This window comes from Limnohabitans sp. (genome assembly GCF_044373035.1).
Classification (GTDB): domain Bacteria; phylum Pseudomonadota; class Gammaproteobacteria; order Burkholderiales; family Burkholderiaceae_C; genus Limnohabitans_A.
In genome coordinates this window covers 1-4,107 of sequence record NZ_JBILQU010000160.1, presented here as the reverse complement: position 1 = coordinate 4,107, position 4,107 = coordinate 1, and the positions used below count along the sequence as shown (strand labels likewise).

At 58.7% G+C, this 4,107-nt stretch carries 4 protein-coding genes and 1 pseudogene; 1 reads left to right on the top strand and 4 read right to left on the bottom strand.

All coding sequences use genetic code 11. The features are described from left to right. Window positions 1-93: 93 nt before the first annotated feature. From ACIQ47_RS14955 to ACIQ47_RS14945, 3 genes are read right to left on the bottom strand one after another with little or no spacing between them, the layout of a single operon-like run. Entirely contained in the window at window positions 94-1,032 is a 939-nt protein-coding gene (locus ACIQ47_RS14955; protein ID WP_296293378.1) for a GlxA family transcriptional regulator, read from the bottom strand. Window positions 1,033-1,040: 8 nt separating this feature from the next. Beyond that, window positions 1,041-1,289: a DUF1272 domain-containing protein gene (locus ACIQ47_RS14950; protein WP_296293379.1), complete on the bottom strand. Its 249-nt coding sequence runs from the start codon at window positions 1,287-1,289 to the stop codon at window positions 1,041-1,043. A gap of 20 nt (window positions 1,290-1,309) precedes the next feature. Then, window positions 1,310-1,873, bottom strand: a complete 564-nt coding sequence (locus tag ACIQ47_RS14945; protein WP_296293380.1) for an isochorismatase family protein — start codon at window positions 1,871-1,873, stop codon at window positions 1,310-1,312. Window positions 1,874-2,009: 136 nt separating this feature from the next. Between ACIQ47_RS14945 and ACIQ47_RS14940 the strand changes: the two are divergent. Further along, window positions 2,010-2,675: pseudogene (locus tag ACIQ47_RS14940) on the top strand (LysE family translocator). Between the two features lie 85 nt (window positions 2,676-2,760). Here the strand turns inward: ACIQ47_RS14940 and ACIQ47_RS14935 are convergent. After that, window positions 2,761-3,930, bottom strand: a complete 1,170-nt coding sequence (locus tag ACIQ47_RS14935; protein ID WP_396438852.1) for an ATP-binding protein — start codon at window positions 3,928-3,930, stop codon at window positions 2,761-2,763. Window positions 3,931-4,107 lie beyond the last annotated feature (177 nt).

Below are 4,107 nucleotides of genomic sequence, written 5' to 3'. Positions count from 1 at the left end.
TGAGGTGTGAGGCCAGTGTGTTTTGGGCGATGCGTTTAAACATCCTTGTATTTTAAATATACGATATTCAAAATACAAGGATAAATCGACTTTCTACAAGCATCTGGCCCAAACTCGCCTGAAATCCCGCGCAGAGCCAAAGCCGCAGACCTCGGCCAGTTGCTCCTGGGTCAGTGCCGGGTTGTGCGCCATCAACTCTTGCGCACGCGCCATGCGCAGTTGCTGCTGGTAGTCCAGCACGCTGATGCCGGTGTACTGCATGAAAAGGCGTGACAAATGCCGGGGGCTCACGAAGGCCACATCAGCCAGCTCGGGCAGTGACCATCGGCGGGCCGGGTCTTGGACAAGACTTGTCGTGAGGGCGTCTTGTGCGCGGTGCACCGCCGGGTGCATGTGGTTGCGGTGCGCCAGCCAAGGAGAAAGCTGTGGGTCGTTGGGGCCGCGCCGTGTGTACATCACCAAGCGCCGCGCCACTTGCGCTGCCAGTGCGGCATTGGCCACTTGTTCAACGATGTAAAGCGCCAGATCGATGCCGGTGGTGATGCCTGCGCTGGTCAGCACACGGCCGTCATCCACAAAAATCCGGTCGGCTTGCACTTGTGCGGTGGGGGCCAAGGCTTGCAAATCATCAAGGAGCGTGTGGTGTGTGGTGCAGCGCAGGCCGTCGAGTTGGCCCGCCATGGCCAGCAGCAAAGCACCCGAGCAAATGCTGGCCAGTCGTGTGTCGGGCAGCACCGCGGATTGCAGCCATTGCACCACTTGCTGTGCTGCTGGAGTGGCGTAGTCTTCTTGCTCGTGGCTGTTGCCGGTGATCAGCACCAGGGAGTTCGGTGGCAGACGCTGGGGCAGAGGCTCAATGTCGGCCAGTTGCGTGCCCAGCGATGTTTTCACGCCAGAGCACGGTCCGCAGGTGTGCATGACAAGCGGTGCGCCCATGTCGCGAGCCATGCGCAGCGCTTCGGCAGGACCTGCATAGTCGAGTAACAGCACGCCGGGTGTGAGGACCAAGTATATGGTCAGCGGGGTGGTCATTTCCGAGATCAAGCCAGTGGAAGGCAGCCCTGCGGTTTGAACACCCGTTCGGTCGATGCAGGGTTGTTGAGCAGCTTGGCCGCAGGGCGCACCGGGCGGCGCACCAGTTCGCCACCGCAATTGGGGCAGATGCCCTGCAAGCGCGTGTCTGCACACTCGACGCAAAAGGTGCATTCAAAAGAGCAAATCCGCGCTTCCAGCGCCTCAGGCGGCAGGTCGCGGTTGCAGCATTCGCAGTTGGGGCGCAGTTGGAGCATGGGGTTTCCTGGTGGGCGATTCAAAGGCTGGACAGACAAGTATCCACGTTCACGATGCGCGCAAAGCGGTCAGCCAAGACCAACTCGGTGCGCGTGGTGATGTCTTGGGTGCTGAAAGTCTGGCCGGTGCCTTTGTGCGTCATCGGGAAAGTCAGCGTCGCTTCGGACACAAAGTCCACCGCATAGCCCAGGTCCGAGGCCACACGGGCCGTGGTCTCGCAACATTGCTCGGTGCGGATGCCGCTGATGATGAGCCGCTGCACGCCTTGACGGCGCAGCCAGTTGTCGAGCCCGGTGTCGGTGAAGGCGTTGTGCACATGCTTGTCAAAGCGTGCGGCGGGCTCGCCCGGCAGCCAGTCCATGGCACGGATCAGGCCCGACTCGGCACGAAAAGGCGCATCGTCGTCGATGTGAAAAATGTGCACCACCGGTACATCCGCTGCGCGACAACCTGCTTCCAGTTTCAACAGCGCTTGTTGAAATGGCGCGAGTTGTCCAGACGACCAATACGGCATGCGCAAGAATGACTGCTGCACATCGATGATGAGCAGAGCGGATTTTTGGTGTGTGTGTTGGCTGGTCATGGTGCGCTGGTGTGGGCGTTGAACATGTGTCCATTGTGCGAATCAGACACAACGATGCACAGGGCTGGGCGAGACCAGAAGGGGACGAAAAAGGACAGCTGAGAGGTGGATTGAGTTAATTAATTGGTATGCTTTTATGTCATTTTTAAGCATTCACACGTTCAGGAGATTCACCATGTTCCCACTTGAAATTTGGGCTGCCTATACCGCAGCATGTTTGTTGCTTATGTTGACCCCTGGCCCGGACAACTTGCTGGCGATTGGGCGTGGCCTCAGTCAAGGTAAAAGTGCAGCGATTGTTTCGGGTGTCTCTTCGGGTGCCGGAATTTTGTTTCACGTTGCTGCGGCGACTTTTGGACTGACCTTGCTTATGCAGACATCGGCTCTGGCGTTTTGGGTGGTCAAGCTGACCGGGGCCGTCTATTTGATCTGGTTGGGGGCCAAGGTCTTGCGGTCGCGCAATCTGATCAGTTTTGCGTAGACAGCCAAACAGCCTTTGTCCACGATCTTTGCGACTGGTTTTTTGTCAGCGGCGCTCAACCCCAAACCGGGTCTTTTTGTGCTGGCCTTCATTCCTCAGTTTGTCAGTCTTGATCGTGGTTCGGTCACGATTCAGATGCTGGTTTATGGTTGCTGGTTCGCATTTCTGACAGCGGTAGGCTTTGCTTTGATGGGCATTTTCTCGTCACGTCTGTCGTCTTGGCTGCGCCAGAAACCGCGGGTTGTCGCTGGGCTCAATGTGGGGGCTGGATTGACGTTTGTGGCTTCAGGCTTGTCAGTAGCAGTACTCAAACAAAAATGAAAAAATTGCCAATTGGCTAATTGGGCGGCTGAGCTCAGAGACCAAGAGCCGTTCGATCGGTTGCGTTAACGCCGAGCAAATTCCCTCAGCTTGTGCGCAATACCTGCATCAATTCAACCAGCCCAATCGCTTGCGCGCCATAACGCATCGGAAAGCGTTCGGTGCCGGGATAAACCACATAGCGCTGGTCGATATTCAGGTCTGCGCAGGCGATGTCGAAGCCCTTGCTCAGGGTGGGCGCGGTGGATCGTTTGATTTCGATGGCCATCCACGGCTGGCCTGCACGCTCAATCAAGAGGTCGATCTCGGCCCCCGTATGGGTGCGGTAGCTGTAAGCCGTGCATTGCGGGTGGGCGGCGGCCATCAGGTTATCGATGCAAAAGCCCTCATAACTGGGGCCGCACACAGGGTGACCTGCCAAGTCATGCAAGCTACCCAGGCCTAGCAAAGCGTGCACCAGCCCGCTGTCGCGTACATACACCTTGGGCGTTTTGACCAGGCGTTTGCCCACATTGCCGCTCCAGGGCCGCAGGCGGCGTACCAGCTGTAAGTCCACCAGCAAGTCGATGTAGCGTTCCACTGCCGGGCTGCTCACGCCCAAGCCACGGGCCAAACGACTTTGTTGTAACAAGGCTCCTTGCTGGTGCGCCAACATGGTCCACAGACGGCCCACGGTTTCGGCTGGCAGGCGCGGCGCAAACATGGGCACGTCGCGTTGCAAGTAGCTGCGCACAAAGTCTTCGCGCCAGCGAAGGCTGGCCGCATCGCTGGCGGCCAGCAAGCTGTCCGGAAAACCGCCGCGCAGCCACAACGTGTCCAGATCGGCGGCGGACCATTCGAGTCCGTGAACAGGGCCAATCTCCAGATAGGCCACGCGCCCAGCCAGCGTTTCACTGCTTTGCTGCATCAAGTCCAGCGAGGCCGATCCCAGCAGCAAGAAATGGCCAAAGCGCTGGCCTGCACGGCGGCGCTCGTCGATGATGCCGCGCAGGACTTCAAACAGGCCCGGCATGCGGTGGATTTCATCGAGGATGACCAATTTGCCGCCTTGGGCGCGCAAAAATGCGTCGGCGTCTTGCAGCCGCAAACGGTCTGCCGGACGTTCCAGATCGAGGTAAGTTGAGCCAGCTGGCCAGGTGTCGGCCAGCGTGAGCGCCAAGGTGGTTTTGCCCACCTGACGCGGTCCGAGCAGCACCACCGCTGGGGCTTCGTGCAGGCGCTCAGACAGTGTGGTGAGGGTTTGTCGGTCAATCATCTTTGAAATTTTAACGTGTGGCGTTAGTATTTCAATGTTTAATGGGTTAATCCTGGGTCGCCGACCTGAATTGCCAGCACCATAAATCCTTTTCCCCATCCGGCAAGGCCCGCGCCCGAGCACGCCAAAACGACCACCCGGGTAGGATTCAACGCTGGACGGCAGACCGCGCTGGCA